We start from the raw sequence: 24,842 nt of genomic DNA, 5'->3' as shown, positions 1-24,842 counted from the left end.
ATTATTATTGATAAAAGATATATTATATAGTTATCAATTTAGTATAAATTATTTTATAAGGGAGTGATTAAACTGGATAAAATAAATAACAAACAAATATTATTTAACTATGAAGATATGAAAGATAAAATTAAAAATATATTATCAATAAAAGGTGATATAGAAGATAATCGTAATTTACTTGAGTTAGGATTAAATTCACTTCAAATAATGAGATTAGTAAATCAATGGCGTCGTGAAGGAATAGATATTACATTTTCAAAACTTATTTCATCGCCATATTTGAATCAGTGGTGGGGACTAATAAAAGAGCAAATGAAAGTAGAATGTAAAAATATTAATGAAGATAAAAAATCCAATATAGATGAAGATAATTTAGAGTTTATAAAATCATTTCCATTAACTGATGTGCAGTATGCATATTGGGTAGGAAGAAATGAAAGTCAACCGCTTGGTGGAGTTGGATGTCATGCTTATTTTGAAATAGATTGTAATGATATTATGCCAGATAAACTACAGAAAGCATGGATTAGATTGTTATACCATCATCCTATGCTTAGGGCAAGATTTTTAGAAAATGGAGAACAAGAAATATTAAAAAATCCATATTCAAAAGAAATAGTAATTAATAATTTCAAAGATGAATCTTTAGAAAATATAGAAAAATATTTAGAAAATATTAGGGAAAAGTTATCTCATAGAGTGTTGGATGTTAAAAATGGACAAGTTTGTGGATTAGAAGTTAGCTTATTACCAGATAATAAAACAAGGATACATTTTGACATAGATTTATTAGTTGCAGATATGCAAAGTCTTCAAGTAATTTTTAGAGATTTAGCATTAATTTATGACGGAGTGAAAGAGCTTTCTGCACCGATTGATTGGAGTTTTGGAAAGTACTTAAAAAGAAATCAACAAAGGTTATTAGAAGAAAAGAAAAAAGCTAAAAATTATTGGGAGAATAATTTAAATATCTTACCTAAAGGACCTACAATACCGTTAGAAGAAATACCAGAAAATATAATAAAACCTGTATTTAAAAGAAGAAAATACTTTTTAAATAATTCTCAGTGGGAATCACTTAAAAGCAAAGCAGCAGCAAATCAGGTTACACCAGCTATGGTATTGTTAGCAGCATATTCAGAAATATTAGACAAATGGAGTGAAAATTCTAAATTTTTAATAAATATGCCGTTGTTTGACCGTGAAACTAGCGAACAAGGAATAGAAGATGTTATAGCAGATTTTACAAATGTATTATTATTACCAATAGATTGTAATAATATAAAGCCATTTTTGCAAAGGATAAAAGATATTCAGAAAAATTTTCATAAAACTGTAGAGTATTCATCATATTCAGGAATAGACATATTAAGAGATATGGGAAGATTATATCCTGGAGAAGGAAGTTTTGCGCCAGTAGTATTTTCATGTAATTATGGGACTCCACTTATTAGTGAAAAATTTGAAAAAGTTTTAGGAAAGCTTTCATATATGATTTCTCAAACACCTCAAGTGTGGCTAGATTTTCAAGTTTATGAGATTAATAATGGGTTATTACTTGCATGGGATAGTGTAGATAAACTTTTCCCAGAAGGTTTAATTGATGATATGTTTAATAAATTTAAAGAATTAATTAATTGGATAGTTAATGAAGAAAGTTGGAGTGAAGTTCCTGAAAGTCTTTATAGTATTAGAGAATTAAAGAGTTATGACGTAGAAAATGATAAACTTTCATTTAAATATAAAAAATGTTTACATACGTCGTTTTTCGAAATTGCAAAAAAAACCCCTAATAAAATAGCAGTTATAGACGGAGTATTGGGAATTAAAGTTTCATATGAAGAATTAGCAAAAGATGCATTGAAAATAGCTACAATGCTTGAGAAAAATGGAATTAGTAATAAAGATTTAGTTGCAGTAACTTTGCCAAGAGGAATAGATCAAATAAAAGCAGTTTTAGGTATATTAGCTGTAGGTGCATGTTATGTGCCTATTAGTGAAAAACAACCATATTTACGTAGAAATGCAATTTATAAAAAAGCTAATATAAGTTTTACCATTACTAATGAAGAGTTATATGAAAATATAAAATGGCCAACAACTAATAAAATTTTAAAAATTGAAAATTCTAAAGAAATGGAGTTATTTATAGAATTTAAAAAAGTTTCTTCAGATAGTTTAGCATATATAATTTTCACATCTGGATCTACTGGAGAACCTAAAGGTGTTGAAATTTCACATTGCGCAGCAGTAAATACAATAATTGATATTAATAAACGTTATAATGTTTGCAATGAAGATATAGTGTTAGCTCTTTCATCCTTAGATTTTGATTTATCAGTGTATGATATATTCGGCATATTATCTATTGGTGGAACAGTAGTTACTATTACAGAAGATAATTATAGAGATGCTGCAAGTTGGGTAGAAATAGTACAAAAATATGATGTTACCATATGGAATTCAGTGCCAATATTATTAGATATGTTCTTATTAATGGCTGAAAGTAAAAAAGTAAAAATGCCATCAATAAGAGTAGCTATGCTATCTGGAGATTGGATTGGACTTGACTTACCTTCAAGATTATATAATATATCAGAAAATGCACAAATGGTAGCTATGGGTGGAGCTACAGAGGCATCTATTTGGTCAAATTATTTTAATGTAACTTTGCCACTAGATTCTAAGTGGAAATCAATTCCTTATGGACAACCCTTAACTAATCAAATTTATAGAGTTGTAGATAGAAAAGGAAGAGATTGTCCTAATTGGGTTTCAGGAGAATTATGGATTGGTGGAGTTGGAGTTGCTAGGGGATATGCAGGTGATGACGAACTTACAAAAGAGCGTTTTGTAGAGTGGAATAATAATAGATGGTATTTAACAGGAGATATAGGTAGATATTGGAGTGATGGGAATATTGAGTTCCTAGGTAGAAAAGATTTTCAAGTCAAAGTTAGAGGACATCGTATTGAACTTGGGGACATAGAAACTGCAATAAAAAAATATCCTAATGTGCAAGATGCTGTAGTTATTACAATAGATGATTCATATAAAAATAAGCATTTAGTTGGATATGTAATATCTAAAAATAAATATGAAGATTATAATGCAGATGATTTTAATAGTATTGAAGAAAATATAAAGATTTTTTTACATGACATATTACCAGATTATATGATTCCTACTAGATTTGTATTATTAAAAGAGCTACCACTTAATATTAATGGAAAATTAGATAGAAAATTATTGCCATTACCTAGTGTTGAAAAAAATGAAAAATCAGAGAAGCATTTTATGAAACCAAAAACAAAAACAGAATTGTTATTATCTAAAATTTGGTGTGAAATTCTTAATATAAATGAAATAAATATAAATGATAATTATTTCATTTTAGGTGGCGATTCATTAATGGCAACAAAATTGAGCACAAAAATACAAAAGGAGTTTGGTGTTAATTTATCTTTAGAGATGATATTTAAAAATCCTGTGTTTATTGATGAAGTAGATTGTATTGATAGCTTATTAAAGAATAGCAATGAAATTATAAAAAAAGATGTTCAATTACCAAAAGTAAATCAAGATTTAAAAAATTTATATAAACCATTTCCATTAACAGATATACAAAAGGCATATTGGATAGGAAGAAGTGGAGCATATTCTTTAGGAAAGGTTGCAACTCATTATTACTTTGAATTTGAAGGTGAAAACTTAGATGTATCTAGGATAAATAATATTTGGGAAAAAATCATAAAACGTCATGATATGATGAGAGCAATAATACTTCCTGATGGGGAAAATCAGCAAATATATAAAGACGTTCCAAGCTATAAGATAAAAGTCTATGATTTAAATTCAAAAAGCCTTATAGATGCAGAAAAGACATTAAAAGATGTCCGTATAGAAATGTCTCATCAAAAATTTATAACAGACAAATGGCCATTATTTGATGTACGAGCATCCTGTTTTGATAAAGGAAAAGTAAGGCTTCATTTTAGTTTTGATAATATAATTTTTGATGGTTGGAGCATATTTCATATTTTAAATGAAATGGCTGATGTTTATTTTAACCCAGAGAAACCTTTATCAAAATTAGACTTTTCTTTTAGAGATTATGTACTAGCTACTGAAAAAATAAAAAATAGTGAATTATATAAACGAGATAAAGAGTATTGGTTTAATAAGATAAAAGATTTACCAATGGCTCCAGAGCTACCGTTAGCTAAGAATCCAGACCAATTAGACAATCATCAATTTACACATTATGAGAAAATAATAGACAAAAATAATTGGACTAAATTTAAAAAAGATATTACAGAGTTTGGATTAACACCATCAGCAGTGTTACTTGCAATATATGTAGAGGTTATAGGAGCATGGAGTAGACATCAAAAGTTTACTATCAACTTAACAAGATTTAATAGAATGCCAATACATCCCAAAATAAATGAAATTGTAGGAGATTTCACATCGTTAACATTACTTGCTATAGACAATTCTTTAAAAGATACCTTTATTGAAAGGTGTAAAAATATACAACAAAAATTATGGCAAGATATAGATCACTCATATGTAAGTGGCGTTGATGTGCAAAGAGAACTTGCAAAGATTAATGGTAAGAATCAAGGTATGGTTATGCCAGTGGTATTTACAAGTGCAATAGGATATGAAAACAAAAATTCTAAAGAAATTAGTAGATCTTTATTAGGAAAAAGAATATATAGTATTTCACAAACACCTCAAGTTTGGATAGATAATCAAGTTATAGAAGAAAATAAAGAGCTTATATTAACTTGGGACGTAGTAAAAGAACTGTTCCCAGAGGGATTAACAGATGACATGTTTGAAGCTTATTCTAAAACTATTGATAAAGTTATAAATGATATAAAAGTATGGAAGAAAAAGTCTAGAAATATTATCTCTATTCCTAATATTGAAAAAAGAATAGAGGCAAATAGCACTAAAAGACCAATATGTTATGAAACACTTAATAGTTTATTTGAAAAGAAAGCTTTACAATATCCTAATAACATTGCAATATCATCAACAAATTATAAATTGACTTATAAAGAATTGTTAAAGAAGGTTACTAATGTTAGTAATGTTTTAATAGACAAAGGAGTAAAACCTAACAATTTAGTAGCAGTTATTATGGAAAAGGGATGGGAACAAGTTGTAGCTGTTTTGGGAATAATAAAAGCAGGAGCGGCATATTTGCCAATTGATCCTAATAATCCTAAAGATAGACTTGAAATGTTACTAAATGAGGGAGAGATAAAGTTTGTTTTAACTCAAGGCAGTATAAAAGATAAATTAATTTTACCAACAAAATTTGAATTGTTAGAAATAAATAATATTGCTAATAAAGAAAGTAGTCATATATCACAGGATGTAATTGTAAATCCTAAGGATTTAGCATATGTTATTTACACATCAGGTTCTACAGGGGTTCCTAAAGGTGTAATGATAGACCATATTGGTGCTGTAAATACTATTCTTGATATTAATAAAAGCTTTTTAGTAGGACCAGAAGATAGTGTAATAGCACTTTCTAACTTAAATTTTGATTTATCTGTGTATGATATTTTTGGAACACTTGCTGCTGGGGCCACAATAGTATTTCCAGATAGTGATTCTATTAAAGATCCTTCTCATTGGCTAGAGTTATTAGAAAAATATAATATTACAATTTGGAATACAGTACCGATGTTTATGCAAATGTTTATGGAATATTTAAGTAATGAAACAAGAGATTTACCACAGTCACTTAGATTAGTTCTATTAAGTGGGGATTGGATTCCACTTGAATTGTCGGATAAAATAAAATTTCATTTTAAAAATACTGAAGTTATTGGACTTGGTGGAGCTACTGAGGCATCGATTTGGTCTAATATATATAAAATTGATAAAATAAATGCAAATTGGAAGAGTATTCCTTACGGTAAACCAATGGTTAATCAACATTATTATATATTAAATGAATTAATGGAAGAATGTCCAAACTGGGTTCCTGGTAGGCTGTATATTGGTGGTATTGGCGTTGCTAAGGGTTATTGGAAAAATGAAAAGAAAACATCAGAAAGATTTATATTATATCCTAAAACTGGAGAGAAGACATATTATACCGGCGATTTAGGAAGATATTGGCCAGATGGAAATATAGAGTTCCTTGGTAGAGAGGATTCTCAAATAAAATTAAATGGATATAGAATTGAACTTGGTGAAATTGAAAGTACAATAAAACTTAACAAAGATATAAAGGATGCTGTAGTTATTGTAGATGAAAAGAATAATGAAGAACGTAATTTAATAAGTTATATAGTTCCTAAAAATAAAGAGTTATCAATTTGTTTTGAAAATGTAGAATCTGATAAAAAGCATAGTGATAAATGCTTACAGCATATAAAAATGTCTATAGAAGAGGCAATGAATAACCTATCAAATGATGTAAATTTAAGTAAAATAGTATTATTTAATAATTGTCTAGATCATATTAGTATTAAGGCCATGTGTGATACTTTTAGCAATATAGGTATTTTTAGCTGTGATGCTAAAGGGGAATACACCATAGAAGATATAATTAAAAAATATAAAGTGGATAACCGCTTTAAAACATTAATAACTCATTGGTTAGACACTTTTGTTAAAGAAGGCATTCTACAAAAAGACTGCAAAGGAAAATATTTTAATTTATATCCTATAGGAGATTACAAGAAAAATACTGAGATGATTAATCAGTTAAATTCATACCCAGATTTAAAAGAAAAAATAGTTTTAGTAGATATGAAAATGCACAAAGATATAAATACTAATATTTCTATATTAAAAGGTGAAAAAGATTCACGTGAAGTAGTTATTGACAATAGTTTATGTTTAACTCCTAATAAATTAGAAAAATATAATATAGGAGGAGACTATTATAAGGGGTTGTTATGTAAAGCTCTAAAAACTTTTATAAACTCATACAATAATAAAATAAATGTTTTAGAAATAGGTGGAAGAATGGGTAATATTCTATCATTAATAAAAGAGTGTTTGCCTAAGGAAAACTGTGAGTATATATACACAGATGAATCATCTTATTTTTTAGAAAAAGTAAAAAATGAGCATAAAGGGTCCAAAATAATAGATTTTAAACTATTAAATGTTAATAAATCTCCTTTAAATCAAGGTTATGAATATCATAAATACAATATTATAGTTGCTAATAATTCTATACATCGCTCAAAAAATATTGTGAAAACTTTAAGATTTTTAAAAGATATGCTAGCACCTGGAGGTATATTACTCATTGTAGAAGCTACTGAAAATAGAAAAATTCAATTAAATACAGTAGCTCTTTTAGAAAATGGGTTTTCTAATATAGAAGATATAAGAAAAGAAAACAAGCTTCCATTATTATCTAATAAGCAATGGATAGATATATTAAAATCACAAGGGTTTTCAAATATAGATTTTTCTTCATTATATAATAAAATTTCTAAAATTTTTGGACAAAACTTAATTATTGCAGAAGGTCCTAAAACTGTTAAAAAGTTTAAATCAGATGCACTTTCTAATTTCATGAAAGAAAAATTACCAAATTATATGTTGCCTAAAAAATACTTTTTATTAGATGAAATACCTCTTTCAAAAAATGGAAAGGTAGATAGAAAAACATTAGAAGGATTCAGTCAAAATTATGATAAAAATTATAAAAAATCTAATGTTGTACCTTTTACAGACATTCAAATTAAAATAGCTGATTCATGGAAAGATATACTTCATAATAATGAAATTAGTGTAGAAGATAACTTTTTTAAACTAGGAGGAGATTCATTACAAGCAATTCAGTGTGTAAATATATTAAAGGATAAATATAATATTAAGTTATCTTTAAAAAGTTTCTTTGAAGCATCTAATATATACGATTTAGAAAAACTTATAGAAAATAAATCAATAGAAACAAATTTAACTGAAACCTTTGTAGAAGGTGAAATATAGGATGTGATAATAGATTGGATAAGAAAATTATTGGAATTTTAGGAGCTACAGGAGTAGTTGGTATAGGTGCTGTTAAAACTATTTTAAAATTAAATAAATATGATGTTTTACTTGGATATAGAAATTTAGAGAAAATTAAAAGTTTATATAAAGATATGATTAGTGAAGATCAATATATGAAGGTAGAAATTAATAATGAAGATTTAGTTGATAATTTTTGTGATAGATGTGATTTAGTAGTTAATTGTGCAGGACCGTCTAATTTAATAAGTATTAAAGTAGCAAAATCATGTATTAAAAAAAATGTTAATTATTTAGATGTTTCAGGTAATAAAGCTTTATATGATTATCTTAAAGAAAAACAGAGTGAAATCATAAAAAAGAAACTATTATTTATTATTTCAGCTGGAATATACCCAGGATTATCTGAAATTTATCCTGCTTATATATCTGAAAGTATTTTTGATAAAGTAGATAAATTAGAAATTTATTTTAATCACAAGGGAGAAATGTCATTCAATGCTGCATACGATTTTGTATGTGGCATTGAAGAAAATAGTGGACAAGGCATGATGTATTGTAGAGATGGTATTTCAGTAAAACTAGAAAATAGAAGAAATCAAAATTATAAGGATTATGGATTAGAAAAAAGTTTTGATGTATACCCAGTGTTGAATACAGAATTTATTGAAATGGTAAGACAACAAAAAATTAAAAATGCATATTTCTATAATGTTTATGAAGATAAATCAATATTAAATGATTATGTAATCATTAAAGCATTAAAACAATATGAAACAGAAAAGCAAAAAAAACAATCTGCTAGACTATTGATGAAACACAATTTAAAATCAATAAAAAAAGATGAATTCGTGTCAATGGATATTCAAGCTAACGGTTATAAGGATAATTGTTATATTGAAGTTATATCTAAGCTTTTGTGCAAATATGATGGAAATAAATTATCTGGAGTAGTTGCAGCTAATGTTGCAGATAATATTATTTCTAATAAATCTAATATTGTAGGAACTTACTACCCGTCACAAGTAATAAATTTAAAAAATTTTATTAATAGGTTAGTAGACCAATCTATAATAATAAAAACTGAAATTCTAAACATTGAAGAAGGTATGATTTAAATCATTAAAAAATGAAAGGATAAAAAAATGAAGTTAAAAAAAAGACTAAAAACTATAGTTTGTGGTTCAAGATTTGGACAATTTTATATAGAGGCTTTAAATTTGTTAAAAGAAGATTTTGAAATAGTTGGATTATTAGCTAAAGGAAGTGAACGTTCAATAAGCTGTGCAAAAGAATATGGGATTAAATTATATACAGATATTAAAGAGTTACCAACGGATATAGATTTAGCTTGTGTTGTAGTAAAATCTGGTGTCATCGGTGGCAATGGTACAGATTTAACATTAGAGTTTTTATCTAAAGGAATAAATGTAATTTTAGAGCAACCTATTCATTATAATGATATAACAAAATGCATGAAAGTTGCTAGAAAAAATAATGTTTGTTTCCATATAGGTGATTTATATGTAAATCTTCCATCAGTGAAAAAATTTAGCTTATATTCTAAGGCAATATTAAAAGAGCAAAAAGGATTATATATAGATTTATCATGTACAACTCAAGTATCTTTTCCATTAGTTCATATTTTACTGAAAATATTATCATCAACCAGACCTTTAAAAATTAACGATAATATTGAAAAAGTTGGGATATTAAAAATACTTACTGGAAAAATTGGAGATATTCCTATTTTAATAAAAGCGGACAATAGATTGGATCCAGAAAATCCAGATAACTGTTTACCTTTGTTACATGAAATAAATATTGGATTTGAAGGAGGAAGAATATCTTTAATAGAAACTCATGGTTTTATAGTTTGGTCACCTTGTTTATATGTGCCTGAAGTTAATGGAATTCCAAATAAGTTTAAAGATAAGTGTCCTTTGAATTTAATTGATAATAGTTCTGAAATACTTGGTGGAATAACAGAAAACTCTTTTAAAGATATACTTACAAAAGAGTGGCCAGTATCAATAGGTAAAGATTTAATATTCATAAAAGATATGATTTTAAAAGACATTAAAAAAGAAGTGTTAAACAAAAATGGACAACAGAATCTTTTATGTTCTAAGTATTGGCATGAAATAACTAAAAAATTAGGATACCCTTCTATAAAAAACAATGATGATTATAAACATATATCTATAAATAATCTACAACAAATTATAATAAATGATTAAAAAATATTTAGATCGAGCATTTGAAAGGAGTTGCATTTGAGTGGAAAATGAAGCTGAAAAACTTTTGAAATATTTAAATAATATAGGTGTAACATTATGGCAAGAGGATGGAGCCTTACGCTATAGAGCACCTAAAGGAGTATTATCTAGCAGTAATTTAGAAAAACTAAAATTTTATAAAAATAATATAATAAATATATTAGCAAATCAAGAGAGGGAGGGTAAAACAGAAATAGATTCAGAATCACAATTTATACCATTTCCTTTATCAGACGTGCAATCTGCATATTTGTTAGGAAGAGAAGAACTTTTTGAATATGGTAGTGTTGCTTGTCATATTTATATGGAGTTAAATTATTCAGATTTAGAGCATGAAATGGCAGAAGAAGTATGGAATAAACTTATTTTAAGACATAATATGTTGAGAGCAGTATTTGATAAAAAAGGTAATCAAAGAATATTAGAAACTGTTCCTAGATTTAAAATAAACTATATGGACTTGTCTGAAGGTGATGTTTCATGTAATAAATTAAAGCTTAACTCTATAAGAGAAGAAATGGGACATAGAATATATAATGCTGAAAATTGGCCATTATTTGATGTAGGAATAACTAAAATGAAGAATAATTCAATTTTACATTTTTCTATGGATTTTCTAATTGCGGATTGGACAAGCATTCTTTTACTAATATCAGAATTTGAAAAAATATATGAAAATCCTAATATTTCTTTGCCAGAACTAAAAATAACATTTAAAGATTATATGATAAAGGAACATAATTTAAAGAAAAGTCCCGAATATTTAAGTGATAAAAAATATTGGATGGATAGAATAGATAGTTTACCATTAGCACCTAAATTACCTTTAAATAATAAAAAAGCAGAAGATAATAAAGCAGTTAATTTTAAACGTTATTCATTACATCTTGATAATGAAAAATGGACAAAAATCAAAAATCATACTAAAAATTTTGGATTAACACCATCTACTATAGTAATGACTGCATATGCAAAGGTAATAGAAAAGTGGAGTAGTAATAAAAAGTTTTTATTGAATCTTACATTGCTGAATCGCCAACCATTGCACCAACAAGTAAACGAGATTATTGGAGATTTTACATCAGTAAATCTACTAGAAATTAATATGGAAAATGATTATTCTTTTAAAGAATATGCAAAATCAATACAGAACCAATTATTAGATGATTTAGATCACCGTTTATTTTCTGGCGTAGAGGTATTAAGAGAAACATCTCGTAGAAAAGGTAGAGAAAATGCTTTAATGCCAATAGTATTTACTAGCGCAATTGGTCTTACAAAACAAATTGAAAAAGGCAAAATGAAAGGACAAATAGGTGAACATGGAATAAGCCAAACTCCACAAGTATTTATAGATTGTCAAGCAATGGATAATGAAATGGGATTAGATATAAATTGGGATGTTAGAGAAGGTGTATTTCCTAAGCTTATGATAGACGATATGTTTAAAACATTTAAAAAACTTTTAAATGTTTTATCAGAAAATGAAAAGCTATGGGATGAAAAAGAAATTTTAAAACTTCCTTCTTGGCAGGAAGAAATTTTAAAGAAAGTGAATGATACAAAGTTAAATATGGAGACTAAATTATTGCATTATGATATTTTTAAAAATGCTATAAAATATCCTGAAAAAATTGCAGTTATTGACTCAAAAGAGCAACTTAGTTATAGTGAATTAGTTTTTAGAAGTTTAAATATTGGTAGCAAATTAAAAGAATTAGGTTGTACACCTCAAGACAAAGTTGCAATAATTATGGATAAATCTGTACACCAAGTATCCTCTGTATTAGGAGTATTAGCTATTGGGGGAGTGTATGTTCCAATAGATGTAAAACAGCCATATAAACGTTTACAAAATATAATTGAAAAAGCAAATATAAAATATATTATAACAACTTCATCAGTAAAAAGAACTTGGGATGAAAGTTTAAATGTAATAGAAGTTGATAAATTAATATATTCTAATGATTATGATTTAATCCCTCAATTAGGGAATCCAGAGCTTCCGGCATATGTAATTTTCACATCTGGTTCTACTGGAGAGCCTAAAGGTGTAATTATAAGCCATAAAGCTGCTATAAATACAATTGATGATATTAATACAAAGTTTGATGTTAAATATACTGATACGGTTATTGGACTTGCTAAATTAAGCTTTGATTTATCAGTTTATGATATTTTTGGACTACTTTCCGTAGGTGGAACTTTAATATATCCAGATAATGATAGGTTAACAGATCCATCTCATTGGTCTGAGTTAATGATAAAACATGAAGTAACAATATGGAATACAGTTCCGGCAATGATGGAAATTTTAATATCTTATCTAAGTTATAATTCAAATATCAATATTTCTACACTACGTTTAACATTACTTTCAGGTGATTGGATTCCTTTAAAATTGCCTAATATGATAAATAACTATTTACCTAATAGCATGGTTGTTAGTTTAGGTGGAGCTACAGAAGCAGCAATATGGTCTATTTATCATATTTATGAAGGATATAATGATGAATATAAAAGCATACCTTATGGAAAACCTTTATCTAATCAACAGTTCCGTATTTTAGATTGTAAAATGAATGATTGTCCAGTGTGGTGTGAAGGAGAATTGTATATCTTAGGTGATGGTCTAGCATATGGGTACTTAAATGATGAGGGAAGTACATTTAAACAGTTTGTTACCCATCCATCAGATAAAATGAGAATGTATAAAACCGGTGATTTAGGATGTTATCACCCTGATGGTAATATTGAATTCTTAGGAAGAATAGATAATCAAGTAAAAATAAAAGGACATAGAATTGAACTAGGAGAAATTGAAAGTGCATTAATTAAACATCCGTCTATTGCTATGGCAAATGTTTTAGTAGATAAAATAAATGAGGAAAAATCTTTATTAGGTGTTGTTAAACTTGCTAACAGTAGGAATATAGATAAAAAAGAAATTAGTTCTAATTTGTATAAACTATATGATGGAATTCATGAAAGTTCTGATTCAGTCATTGAAGATATAGATAGTGATAGCATAAAAAATGCAGTAAACTGTCTTGATAAAGTAGTACTAAACTCTATGTTATATTCACTTCAAAAAATCGGACTGTTAAAGAATGGAGAAAAAATAAATATTGAAGATATAACTAATTGTGAAAAAATTAGTGATGATTTTCATTGGATTGTAATTCGTTGGTTATCAAAATTAAAAGAAGATAAAGTTTTATTAACAGATGATAATAACAATTATGTATGTAGTAAACATATAACTAAAGATGAGATAGAAAAACAGTGGGATACTTTAGAACAAGTATGGGAAAAAATAAGTGGCACTAAGGGATTTATAAACTATTTACGTGGATGTTTTGAAAAGTTGCCACAGTTATTATCTAAAGAGCAAGATCCAGTTTCATTACTTTATCCAGAAGGTAAAATGGATTATGTACAGTCTTTATATTTTGATTATATAATTTCTAGATATTTAAATAATTGTATAGCTACTTTAATAAAAAGAATAGCTGAAAATCATCCTAAAAAACCATTAAGAATTTTAGAAATAGGAGCAGGGACAGGAGCAACTACTGAGCAAGTATTAAATGCTCTTAACGAAGAAGAAATAGAATATTTATTTACGGATAATACAAAGTTTTTTATACCTAGTGCAAAAAGTCGATTTGAAAAATATAAAGGTGTAACCTTTGGCATATTCGATATAGATAATAATTATAGAACTCAAGGATTTGCACCAAATAGTTTTGACATAATTATTGGAGCAGAAGTAATAGAAAATGCAAAGAATATACCTAAAACCTTTAAAAATCTAATAGAGTTATTGTCTCCACAAGGTTGGATGGTTTTTTCAGAACCAGTTAAGGAACAGAATTGGATTTTAATATCACAAGCATTTATGATGACAAAACCTAGTGATGAGCTTAGAGTAAAGAGTTCATATCTTAATGCAGATAGTTGGTTAAATCTTATGAAACAACATAGTAAATCTCCAATTTTAATGTTGCCACAAAGAGAACATAGACTGGCTCCTTTTGGAATTAATGTTTTTGCAATGTGTGTAAAGGAAGAAAAAGAGTTACTTAAAGAAAAAGAAATTGTAGACTATTTATCACAACAAGTTCCAGATTACATGATACCTTCTCATATACAAATAGTAGACGAGATTGCTCTTACTGTTAATGGAAAGGTTGATAAAAAAGAATTAAGTACATGGAGACCGAAAGTTATAGAAAATAAAGATATAATTACAGTTAAAAATGAAGAAAAAGATTTTCTAGAAAATTACTTAACTGATTTATGGACAGAAGCATTAAGTATTCCATGTATTGATAAAACAGAAGATTTTTATCATTGTGGTGCAGATTCTTTAATTATGGCTCAAGTTGCTGCAAAATTACGCAGCAAACTTTCAAAAGAGCCTTTCAAAAAGGATATACCCTTTGATGTGTTATTAAAGCAAATGCTCAACGAACCTAATATTAAATCTAGTGCAAAATTTATAAGAAACTATGATAATGATTATAAGCAGGTTTCCTTAAAACAAGAAAATAATAGTAATGGAGTAATAACAAAATTTAATTCTGAAAAGAAAGAGCCGTTAAGAGTAGTATTTCATGCCGGATTAGGAAGCATAAATGAATTTGGTTTACTTTTAGAAAATCTAAAAGAACAAGGATTAGGTACCGTTGTAGGTATTACTGTAAATGATGATAAAATTTATAGACAAATAGATGAAAAAAATCTTATTAATGCTCTTGCAGATGACTATTCAAAGCTTTTAATTGATACAGGATATGAAAAGTTTCAACTAATAGGCCATAGTATGGGGGGATTAATAGCAGTTGAAGTTGCAAGACGTTTATTAGAAAATAATATATCTGTAATAGATGTTGCTTTAATTGATAGCTTCCCAGGAACATTTTATATTGAAGATGATTTAATTCTTGAAGCTATGTTTCAATTAGCATTAAATATAAATTTAAACCAAGTTGGCTGTAATAATGTAGGTATAAATAGTTTATCTGAAGGAATAAATTATTTGCTAAAAGAAAATAAAGAGAAAATTTCTAAGGGTTCAGCTTGTTTAATAGGTGGAAATGAAACATTAAATAAAGTTGGAGATATGTTTAGAAAAATGGACTCTTTAAGCAAAAAACAAAGGTTTAAAATATATAGTAGCTCTATTGAAAATAAAATACCAATAGAAATGTTGGAAGAGTTATTTAGTGTATTTTGTCATAGTTCAAAATCAGCTAATTATATTCCAGAAGCGTATGTAGGAGACATTAGATTTTTTAAAGCCAAGGAATTTTCTAATATATTAGTAGGTGATAATGAATCAGTTATAGATTTATGGGAAGATATATGTATTGGCGACTTAGAAGTTATAGAAATTGAAGGAAATCATTTCTCTTGTGTAAATAATGAATCTTATGTTAAAAAACTAGTTAAATTAATTGCATCTCCTATAATTACTAACTAGTTAAATAATAAAAGCTATCATTTATCTAATAATTTAATTTAGATAAATGATAGCTTTAAATTTTTACAGAAATATGTTGTGAATTATAGGCAAAGTATTAATCTATTAAATATCATTACTTACCTAATTTATCATGTTTAAAGCAAATAGATGCAGTATAGTTATCTAGGATATTAAATGAAATGATATTCCATATATATCCTGAATAATTTTCATCATTAACTTTATAATAATTATCAAATTTATTTTGTATATAAAATGAACTCAGTGATCTATTTAATCCTTCGCCAGTAGCTTTAAGAAAAGCTTCTTTTTGGGTCCAATATCTATAAAAAATATCCTGTTTTTTTAAGTTTGAAACTTTATTAAAGTTTTCAATTTCAAGTTCATGAAAATAGTTAGTAACTATATCATTAAAATCATTAATATTCTTATTATATTCAACATCTATTCCAATAGTTGCTGAATTTGAAAATGCAAAAGCAATTAAATTATTTGAATGAGAAATATTAAAATTAATATTTTTATCATCTATAACTACTTTTGGCTTTCCATATAGGTCTTTTTCAAATTTAATTTTATTATTTGATAAGTTTAAATATTTGCTTATCAAGATTCGTAATAATCCATGTGTTATTGCAAAACGTTCTTTATCTTTTTCAAAATAAAAGCTATTCATTTTATTTACTTCATCATTACAAAGAAGATTTTCAAAAAATAAAGTATTAGATTTATATAAGTCAATATAAATTAGCCAAATATGAATTTCATTTTTATTTAGTTCTAATAAACTTGAAATCTTAAAACTTATAGTATCAAAATCTTTTACTATTATCTTTAAAAATTTATTATCATTTTTATTAAAAAAATCAAAATAATTATTAATCATCTAATTTTTAAGGTTAACTTGGAACCCTATAATTTGAAATGATTTTAGAGATTTTATTTAAAAGCTCCTCAACATGTGATTTGAAAAAGAAATGATCGCCTTCAATCATACTATAAGAAAATAAATTACTTGTATAAGCTGACCAGTCTTGAATTTCATCTTCAGATGCTTCTGTATCATATACGCCTCCAAAAGCTATTATAGGACAAGGCAAAGGAGATTTATCTTTAAATACATAAGTTTCATCTATTGTGTAATCAGCTCTTAATATAGGAAGAAATAAATTCATAAGTTCTTTATTTTCAAAAATAATATTAGGAATACCAGATAATTTTCCTATTGCATTTAAAAATTCATTATCAGGTAAAAAATGAATAGGATTTGGCTCTGGGATGTGTGGAGCTCGACTCCCTGAAACAATCAAACAGTTTGGTATTTTATTATAAACAGAATTAAGGTTATGAGTAATTTCAAAAGCCACTCTAGCACCTAAACTATGACCAAAAAACAAAAAAGGTTTATCTAAATATGGCAATATAGAGTTTGTAATATATTTAACTAAACTATCCATATCAAGAATAGGATCTTCACAGATTCTATTTTCTCTTCCAGGTAACTGAATAGGGTATACGCCTATATCTTTTGGTAAGAATTTATGCCATTGACCATATATAGATGCTCCACTACCAGCACAAGGCAAGCAAAAAATACGAATTTTATCATTAGGATTTGGATATGTTAACAACCAAGATGTAGTTTTAGTTTTGAATTCCATAATAACCTCCCATAATTTGTTATTCATTTTAAATCATTTGTCAATGAAAGCTATAGTTATAGGCCTATATTACATTTAGTTAGTTTACGATATTGAGTTGGCAATAAACCTGTTTTACGTTTAAATAGCTCTGAAAAGTAACCAACATGATTGTAGCCAACAGCTCTAGAAATTTCACGTATAGTTAAACTACTATTTACCAGAAGATATTCAGCATAGCTGATTCTCATATCTTGTATATATTGAGTAATTGTACATTTATATGCTTCTTTAAAAATGTATTTAAGCTTAGTTTTTCCCATAAGAGCAACTCCAGCAAGTGTATCTAGCTTAATATCATATATAAAATTATCTTCAATATAATCATGTACTAAAGAAAGAAAATGTGAATCCTGAGAAGTTAAAATCTTTTTTTTAGTAAAGTTACTATTTCTATTTTTCTCTATTATTAAAGAGAATGCTTCAAAAACTTTGCTTTCGTAATACATCTTAGCAGCAGCACCGGTACCACGAAAATTCCGTATTTGTCTAAATACAAATATAAGTTCTGAAAAGTCATCTATGTCATTAATAGAGTTAAATGCAAATTGAGGATTTTTAAATTCACCAGGATATTTTATATCTAAATAATTTTCGTAAAATTCAGGCATTATTTCTATACCAACTGAATGAACTGGAATATTTCTATGGTAAATTGCTCTATATAAATCGTTGTTGGAAATATGTCCTCGTATACAACTCTTATTAAATTGTTTATAAGGTTGAAGCTCTTTTTTTGAGATAGAATCATAATAATTTATTCCTATGTAAGTAGGTTGTTTATACTCTAAAAAAAGATCATCATAAAGAACATAGTCCTGTATAGAAATAGAAAATAGATTTTCCTTAGCATATACCCAGTAATATCCATTACCTTTATTAGGTGATACACAATAACATAAGCCTTCTTTGTTATAATTAAAAGTAGATTTGGCAGGGCGAAAACCACATTTAAATAAACAAGGTTCATGCATTTCTTTTATAATATCTTTCATAAATACCCCCCATTTTAAATATCAGAATAAGACATTAAATTTTCGCTAATAGACAACTATTATATTATCAATTGACAATGATTCTAAATAGAATTATATATAAGTGTATAAGTAAAAATTTTATAGCATATATTGAAATATAATAATGATAATGATTATCATTATTATAAGGTAATTATATCATTATTTTACTATTTAAGTCAATTAAAGTTTAAGGGGGGATTAATATGTGTTTTAGATTTATTAATGTTTATTAATAATTAATTGGTTAATGGAGGGATAAATTTATGAGTAAAAATAGAGAAGAATTAATAAATGAAGATCCTAAAAAATTAATGGTTAAGTTATGTGTTCCAGCAATAGTAGGTATGGTTGTAATAGGCTTATATTCTTTCATGGATGGAGTTTTTGCTGGACAATTAATAGGAAAAAATGCTATGGGAGCTGTATCAGTAGCATATCCACTTACTTTAATTAACTGTGCCATAGCTACTTTAGTAGGCATCGGATCTGCTTCGGTTTTAGCTAGGGCTATAGGAAAAAATGACCAAGAAACTGTAGATAAAATTATGGGAAATTTACTATCTTTAGTTTTATTACTTTCACTTGCTGTTATGATTTTAGGTATAATATTTGCTAGAAAGTTGTTGCTTTTAACTGGAGCAAAAGGAGAAATATTAGAATTAGCAGTAAGATATATTAGAATTGTTTTTCTAGGTTCAATTTTTGTTAATTTTGCACAAAGCGCTAATATGATAATGCGTGGTGAAGGACTTATGAATAAAGCTATGATTTTTATGGCTATAGGAGCAATATTAAATATAATTTTAGATCCTATTTTAATTATAGCTTTTGGAGAATATGGAATTGAAGGTGCAGCAGTAGCTACAATATCTTCTCAATTTGTACAATTTGTAATAACAATGATATATTTTATTAAGAAGAGTAAAACTGTAAGATTCCATAAAATAAGAGTTGAAAGACTACTTCTTCCTCAAATATTTTCAGTAGGATTATCTGCTATGATGATGCAACTAATGAGTATTTTACAACAAACTTTAATGTATAGGATGGCATCAAAGTATGGTGGAGAAAGTCAGTTAATATTAATGGGTGCAGTTTTAAGAATACAAGCATTTTCCTTTATTCCTCTTTGGGGAATGAGTCAAGGGTTACAACCAGTAGTAGGTACAAATTATGGAGCAAAATTATTTTCAAGGGTAAAAAAATCTACGAATATATTTATAATAGGAGCAACAGTTTTGGCATTAATATTTTGGATTCCTATTGAAATTTTTTCATCTAATGTATTAGCATTATTTATAACAGATGTAGAAGCTGTTAAGGCAGGAATAGTTAGCTTTAGAACTATGTATAGTGTATTCCCCGTGTTGGGAACAATAATTATGGGAATAACTTTTTTTCAATCAATAGGTAATGGGAAAAATGCTAGTATTATGGTTTTATTAAGACAAGTAATACTTTTTATACCGACAATAACAATACTTCCTAAAATAATAGGAAATTATGGGGTGTGGCTTGCAACACCATTAGTAGATGGAACAGTATTTATTATGGCGTTATATTTAATTTTCAAGGAATATAAAAATATGGATAGCTCAAGTGAAATGAAAGTAAAAGTGTAATATGCATAAAATTAAGTTTGTAGTTAAATTTGAATGTAAAAGATTTATTATAGATTAAAAAAGCATAAAGTAAGTTTACTGAAAAAATTCCCAGTTAAATTATATATTGAAAAATATATAGTTTAACTGGGAATTTTATTTAACTTTAAAATCATCAATATTTATTATTTTATTACATTGTTCCAATATTTTATCTTTATAATATTTTTTTCTTTTAATAACATTAAAGCATTATTTTCACTAATAAAATTTTTATTAAAACCTTTTACAATAAAATTGTGTAACTAAATTAGGTAATACAATAATTATTTATGAAATAAAGAGATGAAGAAAATAATTAAATTATGATATAATTAGATAAACAAAGGATGTGAATAAATTGGCTAAAAAACATGATTTTGATGCAGCTTGGAAGTCTATATTAGAAGCTTTTGAAACAGAAATAGTAGAACTACTTTTCCCAGAGATATTTAATAAGATAAATTGGAATTTAGGAACCGAGTCACTAGATAAAGAATTGCAAGAAATTCAAAAGGATATATTTGATAGAGACAGTAGCGAGAAAATAATTTCAGATAAGATAATAAAAGTAAGGTTAAAAAATGAAGGAAGTAAAATACTATTTATACATGTGGAAGTACAAAGTTATAGTAGTGACCATGAAGTTTTTGGGGAAAGAATGTTTAGATATTTTTACAGAATATGGGATAAGTTTAGATATAAACAAAAAGATAAATCACAAATAGTAGCTGCAGCAATATATACTTACAAGGGGCAACGTGGAAAAGATAAAAGGTATGTTTATAAGTTGCCAGAAATAGATAATGTTATATTAACATATAATTTTAGAACTATAGATATAGAGAAAATAAATTTTGAGGAAATTAGTGAAAATAACCCATTAAAATTGGTTTTTAAAATGGCAAAAAGTTTACTGGAAACAGGTGTAACTGATAAAGAAATATACGACGCAAAAATCAATTTAGCTGATGAATTAAAAAACTATGATAAAGTAAAAAATAATGAGCAAATAAAGGCATTAGTAGACTTTTTAGAATACTTATTTTTAATTGAAAACCATGAATTAGAAAAAAAGTTTGATGAGTATAAAAAGAAAAGTGGAGGTGCATTTAAAATGACTATAGAAGAAATTAGAAAACTACATTATAAACAAGTTGGAAAAGAGGAAGGTAGAGAAGAAGGTAGAGAAGAAGGTAGAGAAGAAGGTAGAGAGGAAGGCAAAAGAGAAATAGCTAAAAAACTTTTAAAAAAAGGTATAGATATTGATATTATTATTGAGACAACAGAATTAAGTATAGAGGAAATAAATAATATTATAAAAGATTTAGAAAAAAGTAATTAATTTATTTATAAAAATTTTTAGTATTATAGAATTCCAATATAGTGTTCCAAGTTGACTTTTAAAATTATCCATTCCAAAACTTGGATACCCCAAATAGTGAGACATGCTCCGAATCACTTAAAATTCAACATTGTATTTTGTATGAAAATATTTTAAAGTTATTGAATAAATTTAAATTGGAGCTTGTTTCCCTATAAATATAGGATTTAAAGTATAAACATAAAAATTATAGTGTTAAAAATTAATGAAGGAATTTCAGGCATACTTATCGAAAATGTATTAGATTTTATATATCATTAATTCATTAGGAAAAGAGGTATTCTATGAGAATAGCAATAATTGGATATAGCGGCAGTGGAAAATCAACACTTGCTCAAAAACTTGCAGAACAGTATGATATACCGTTTTTATTTCTTGATACAGTTAAGTTTTTACCAAATTGGATTGAACGTGATACAGAAGAATGCCGTTTCATAACTTGGGAATTTATGAAGAATGAGTCATGGGTAATTGATGGAAACTATAATGATTTTTTTCAGAAAGAACGATTAGAACAAGCTGATAAAATTATTTTTTTAGATTTCCCGCGTAGGATATGTATTTATAGAGCTATAAAAAGATATTTTAAGAATCGAAATAAAACCCGAAAAGATATGGCTGAAGGGTGTATAGAAAAAATTGATGTAGAATTTATTTGGTGGATTCTACATGAGGGTAGAACTAAAGAAAAACATAATCATTATAAAAATATAGAAAAAGAATTTAAAGATAAAGTTGTAGTATTGAAAAGGCCTAAAGATGTGGAGTTATTCTTTAAAAAAATGATTTAATAATATAGAAGAAAGTAACTATTTAAGAAAGCAGGTTCAAATTAGTTATGCTAATAAATATGAAAATATATGGTGAAAGATATTATGATTTATATAGTAGTTGCTTTTCAATTGTGAAATATTAGGAATAAAATATAATTTAATAAATAAAACTGTATCTTATATCTAAAATAATTGAATTGCAAAGATACAGTTATTTATTATAATATGTTTAACTTTAGTGATTTTTATAATCAAAATAGATGTTCTCTATATATTTAATTAAGTTTTCATTTCCATTTTCACTATCTAATTTTTTCTTTATATTGATTGAACTTGAGATATACTTAGGGTTATCCATTTCAATGAAAGATTTTGCTAATGAATTTACAGTAATAGTATTTTCATTTAAAGGTTTAATTGTATATCCCAACAAATATAATCTATGTGCCCAAAATGGTTGGTCTACAGAAAAGGGAATTATTAACTGTGGCTTACCAGACTTCAATGCACTAGCCATAGTTCCAACTCCACCATGATGCATTATTCCCTTTGATAATGGAAATAGCAAGTTGTGTGGGGCATATGGGACTGCCAATATATTCTCTGTATCTTCAAAATTCATTCCACTAATTCCGGTTAAAATAATGGCTCTATTATTGCTTTTATATAAAGATTTAAGTAAAGTATTTTTAAATTTATCTGGTTTTTTTAGAGGCATACTACTAAAGGAGATTACTATTGGCTTACTGCCTTTTGATATAAATTCATCGATTTTTTCATCTAGTTTTTCTTCTTTATTTTCTAAGAAAACAAATCCAGGCAAATATACTTTATTACACCAAGTCTTTACATCTTCAAATAAATATTTACTTACAGGGTAAACAATTGGAATAGGTTTTTTATTAATATTATAAGCATATATTCCGCTTTTACGCTTAGGCATATTTAATACCTTTTCTCTAAAATCATTTATTTCTTTTATATTGGAAGCATCAGCATATTTAAAAGGAATATAAGTTAACTTGTTTATTTTTTTACCTAGATTACCTTGGGAGGATATTACTAAATTGGGAAATTCCTCTATAGGATATATAAAAGGCACAGGTGACATACATATACAAGGAATGTTTAGCTTTAAAGCTATATCCTGTGCACCAAAAGATTTAGGATGATATATTATTATGTCTGCATCTTTAGCACACTTGTAGAATTGAGTCATGGTTTTTCTATACGCTGGGTTTACTTTTTCTTTAGCGTATTTCAAAGATTTTAGTATATGTTTTTTTCCATTGTTAAATATATCTTGACCTTCCTTTGTTTGGAGTAAGGACATTAAGTCCAAGTCAGCTTTAGCAAATTTTATGTTATTATCTTCAATAAATGACTTAAAACTTTCACCAGTACAAATTATTACTTCATGATTATGTTTTAAGGCTTCAACTCCAAGGGCTACATAAGGTTGTACATCACCACGACTTCCTAATGTAAAGATTGCAATTTTCATATTATCCTCCTTATTTATATACAGCTTCTTTAAGTAAAGAAGTCCAAAGTTTGTACTTTTTAATTATTTCATCAATTTCTATATTTTGATTCATTTTTAATTTGTTTTGTAAATATCCATCTAACATTAGAGATAGCATTTCTATAACTTTGTATATATCTTCTTCATTTTTAAATTTAATTTTATCTATATTCTCTAGATACTCATAAATATCAAAGTTATCATAAGAAGTAACTTTATTTTTTACTATATCTATTATTCTCTCGTCACTTGAGCAATAGGCAACTACAATAAAGTTTAATATATGAGGGTGTTTTGCTAGAACCTTATATTTTTGTTCAATTATATATTCTAAAACTTCAAAAAAGTCTTCAGTTTTTCTACATATGTCTATATCGATAGTTGATGATATCATTTTATGAGAATACTCAAATAAATAGGTGAAATAACTTAATTTATTTTTAAAATAGTAAAAAAGTAATCCCTTTGATATCCCTGCTTTATTAGCTATTAAATCTGTAGATGCTTTTTGAAATCCATAAATACTAAAAACTTCAATGCCAGAATTTATAATAGCAAGTCTTTTATCTTCATTTAATTTATTAAATAGTTCAGTCATATTTATCCTTTCTATAATTGAGCAATTTAGTTAGTAACTTAGATTATAATCTTTTGACTATATTTTTCAAGACTCTATGCTTAGAAAAAATCTATATAAATGAAGCATATATTCAGTATAAACGAAGTGAAGAAAATTTATGTTTTTATTATTTAGTATTTACTGTATTAACAAAAATCATAGCCTAAAAGTTCTTGCTCTAATTTATCAAAATCGTATTTTCTTTGATGAAAATTATTAAATGTATCGTTGTTAGAAGATGCGCTTTTATATTGCTTTTGCATTATCTTTTTACCGTTAATTTTCCAATTTTTAAGAATACCTTCAACATAGCAAAGTCTAACATTTCCTTTGCTAATTGCTTCTTCCATAGCATCTATAACAGTAAATGTGTCATTATCATCTACAAGCCTATCTAAAGTTAAA

Annotated in this window: 13 protein-coding genes; 7 read left to right on the top strand and 6 right to left on the bottom strand. The window is 26.6% G+C overall.

Annotated elements, in window-relative coordinates; translation table 11 throughout:
• The first annotated feature begins 63 nt into the window (after window positions 1-63).
• The 4 genes from AZI32_RS13620 to AZI32_RS13605 are packed head-to-tail and all read left to right on the top strand — an operon-like array spanning window position 64 to window position 15,774.
• Window positions 64-7,986: a non-ribosomal peptide synthetase gene (locus AZI32_RS13620; RefSeq protein WP_157450923.1), complete on the top strand. Its 7,923-nt coding sequence runs from the start codon at window positions 64-66 to the stop codon at window positions 7,984-7,986.
• Window positions 7,987-8,000: 14 nt separating this feature from the next.
• Window positions 8,001-9,125, top strand: a complete 1,125-nt coding sequence (locus AZI32_RS13615) for a saccharopine dehydrogenase NADP-binding domain-containing protein (protein WP_061996351.1) — start codon at window positions 8,001-8,003, stop codon at window positions 9,123-9,125.
• Window positions 9,126-9,152: 27 nt separating this feature from the next.
• Complete coding sequence (locus AZI32_RS13610; RefSeq protein ID WP_061996350.1) at window positions 9,153-10,247, top strand: Gfo/Idh/MocA family oxidoreductase; 1,095 nt, start codon at window positions 9,153-9,155, stop codon at window positions 10,245-10,247.
• Window positions 10,248-10,287: 40 nt separating this feature from the next.
• Complete coding sequence (locus tag AZI32_RS13605; protein ID WP_061996349.1) at window positions 10,288-15,774, top strand: non-ribosomal peptide synthetase; 5,487 nt, start codon at window positions 10,288-10,290, stop codon at window positions 15,772-15,774.
• Window positions 15,775-15,889: 115 nt separating this feature from the next.
• On the opposite strand, the gene AZI32_RS13600 is transcribed toward AZI32_RS13605, so the two are convergent.
• From AZI32_RS13600 to AZI32_RS13590, 3 genes are read right to left on the bottom strand one after another with little or no spacing between them, the layout of a single operon-like run.
• Complete coding sequence (locus AZI32_RS13600; RefSeq protein WP_061996348.1) at window positions 15,890-16,663, bottom strand: 4'-phosphopantetheinyl transferase superfamily protein; 774 nt, start codon at window positions 16,661-16,663, stop codon at window positions 15,890-15,892.
• Window positions 16,664-16,676: 13 nt separating this feature from the next.
• Entirely contained in the window at window positions 16,677-17,438 is a 762-nt protein-coding gene (locus tag AZI32_RS13595) for an alpha/beta fold hydrolase (protein ID WP_061996347.1), read from the bottom strand.
• A 56-nt stretch (window positions 17,439-17,494) separates the two neighbouring features.
• The gene (locus tag AZI32_RS13590; RefSeq protein WP_061996346.1) at window positions 17,495-18,472 is read right to left on the bottom strand and encodes an AraC family transcriptional regulator; all 978 of its coding nucleotides are present in this window, start codon (window positions 18,470-18,472) and stop codon (window positions 17,495-17,497) included.
• A gap of 287 nt (window positions 18,473-18,759) precedes the next feature.
• Between AZI32_RS13590 and AZI32_RS13585 the strand changes: the two genes are divergently transcribed.
• The 3 genes from AZI32_RS13585 to AZI32_RS13575 all read left to right on the top strand — a co-directional run bounded on the left by AZI32_RS13585 (window position 18,760) and on the right by AZI32_RS13575 (window position 22,311).
• Window positions 18,760-20,118 (top strand): MATE family efflux transporter, encoded by a 1,359-nt coding sequence (locus AZI32_RS13585; RefSeq protein WP_061996345.1) that lies wholly within the window; start codon window positions 18,760-18,762, stop codon window positions 20,116-20,118.
• A gap of 379 nt (window positions 20,119-20,497) precedes the next feature.
• A complete protein-coding gene (locus tag AZI32_RS13580; RefSeq protein WP_061996344.1) occupies window positions 20,498-21,481 on the top strand; it encodes an Rpn family recombination-promoting nuclease/putative transposase in 984 nt (327 codons plus the stop codon).
• A gap of 323 nt (window positions 21,482-21,804) precedes the next feature.
• Window positions 21,805-22,311, top strand: a complete 507-nt coding sequence (locus AZI32_RS13575) for an AAA family ATPase (protein ID WP_061996343.1) — start codon at window positions 21,805-21,807, stop codon at window positions 22,309-22,311.
• Between the two features lie 217 nt (window positions 22,312-22,528).
• On the opposite strand, the gene AZI32_RS13570 is transcribed toward AZI32_RS13575, so the two are convergent.
• The 3 genes from AZI32_RS13570 to AZI32_RS13560 form a co-directional block, all read right to left on the bottom strand.
• Window positions 22,529-23,797, bottom strand: a complete 1,269-nt coding sequence (locus AZI32_RS13570) for a glycosyltransferase (protein ID WP_061996342.1) — start codon at window positions 23,795-23,797, stop codon at window positions 22,529-22,531.
• A gap of 10 nt (window positions 23,798-23,807) precedes the next feature.
• On the bottom strand, window positions 23,808-24,416 hold the full coding sequence (locus AZI32_RS13565; RefSeq protein ID WP_061996341.1) for a TetR/AcrR family transcriptional regulator: 609 nt from the start codon (window positions 24,414-24,416) through the stop codon (window positions 23,808-23,810).
• A gap of 167 nt (window positions 24,417-24,583) precedes the next feature.
• On the bottom strand, window positions 24,584-24,842 hold a 259-nt coding region (locus tag AZI32_RS13560; RefSeq protein ID WP_157450921.1), incomplete at its 5' end, for a DnaD domain protein.

The organism is Clostridium sp. ATCC 25772 (assembly GCF_001573875.1).
GTDB lineage: Bacteria > Bacillota > Clostridia > Clostridiales > Clostridiaceae > Clostridium_J > Clostridium_J senegalense.
The sequence above is the reverse complement of the archived record's forward strand: the minus strand, read 5'-3'. Positions and strand labels throughout refer to the sequence as shown.